The sequence below is a fragment of the Algibacter sp. genome, assembly GCF_049667265.1.
Lineage (GTDB): Bacteria > Bacteroidota > Bacteroidia > Flavobacteriales > Flavobacteriaceae > Algibacter_B.
In genome coordinates this window covers 1-1571 of record NZ_JBATHX010000108.1, presented here as the reverse complement: position 1 = coordinate 1571, position 1571 = coordinate 1, and the positions used below count along the sequence as shown (strand labels likewise).

At 36.1% G+C, this 1571-nt stretch carries 1 protein-coding gene and 1 pseudogene; both read left to right on the top strand.

Features of this window, described 5'->3' with window-relative positions; translation table 11 throughout:
- Positions 1-493, top strand: a pseudogene (locus WBN21_RS03865) (quinol:cytochrome C oxidoreductase); the annotation flags it as partial.
- 28 nt (positions 494-521) lie between these two features.
- A partial coding sequence (gene nrfD, locus WBN21_RS03860; RefSeq protein WP_424197980.1) for an NrfD/PsrC family molybdoenzyme membrane anchor subunit occupies positions 522-1571 on the top strand: 1050 nt, incomplete at its 3' end.

Sequence of the window (1571 nt, the reverse complement as noted above, 5' to 3'; positions counted from 1 at the left end):
TGTATGCCCTGTGGCTGCAACATCACATGGTCGTCAAGGTCAAAACCATATGGCATATAACCGTTGTGTAGGTACTAGATATTGTGCAAACAACTGTCCTTATAAAGTACGTCGTTTCAACTGGTTCTTATATAATGGAAATGATGAGTTCGATTATCATATGAATGATGATTTAGGACGTATGGTATTAAATCCAGATGTTGTTGTTCGTTCTCGTGGTGTTATGGAAAAATGTTCTATGTGTATTCAAAAAACACAAAAAACTATTCTAGATGCAAAACGTGATGGACGTGAAATTAAAGATGGAGAATTCCAAACCGCTTGTTCTGCTGCATGTAGTAACGGCGCTATGAATTTTGGAGATATCAATGATAAAGACAGTAAAGTTGCAAAACTTTTAAAAGATGACCGTATGTATCACTTATTAGAAAGTGTTGGTACTAAGCCTAATGTGCAGTATCATACTAAAGTGAGAAATACAACTGAAGCATAAATTTAATTAAAGAATCAATTATATAATTATGGCGTCTCATTACGAAGCACCTATTAGAAGACCTTTAGTTACAGGCGAAAAATCATACCACGATGTAACTGTGGATGTGGCTAAACCTGTAGAAGGAAAAGCAAATAAGCAATGGTGGATAGTATTTTCTATAGCACTTGTAGCTTTCCTTTGGGGAATCGGATGTATTTTATACACAATATCTACAGGTATTGGAACTTGGGGTTTAAACAAGACCGTTGGTTGGGCTTGGGATATTACTAACTTTGTTTGGTGGGTAGGTATTGGTCATGCAGGAACACTTATTTCTGCAGTACTTTTATTATTCCGTCAAAAATGGAGAATGGCAATTAACCGTTCTGCGGAAGCCATGACTATTTTCTCTGTAGTTCAAGCAGGTTTATTTCCAATTATTCACATGGGTCGTCCATGGTTAGGATACTGGGTATTACCAATTCCAAACCAATTTGGTTCATTATGGGTTAACTTTAACTCACCATTACTTTGGGATGTATTTGCGATTTCTACATATTTATCTGTATCATTGGTATTCTGGTGGACAGGATTATTACCAGATTTTGCTATGTTAAGAGATAGAGCTGTAAGACCATTCCAAAAGAAAATATATTCTTTATTAAGTTTCGGTTGGTCTGGTAGAGCAAAAGATTGGCAACGTTTTGAAGAAGTATCATTGGTACTTGCTGGATTAGCAACGCCATTAGTGCTTTCTGTACATACTATTGTATCATTTGACTTCGCAACATCAGTTATTCCTGGTTGGCATACAACCATTTTCCCGCCGTACTTTGTTGCTGGAGCGGTATTCTCTGGATTTGCAATGGTAAACACACTTCTTATTATTATGAGAAAAGTGTGTAACCTTGAAGATTATATTACTGTACAACACATCGAATTAATGAATATTGTAATCATGATTACAGGTTCTATAGTAGGTGTAGCATATATAACTGAGTTATTTATTGCTTGGTATTCTGGTGTTGAATATGAACAATATGCATTCTTAAACAGAGCAACTGGACCTTACTGGTGGGCATATTGGGCGATGATG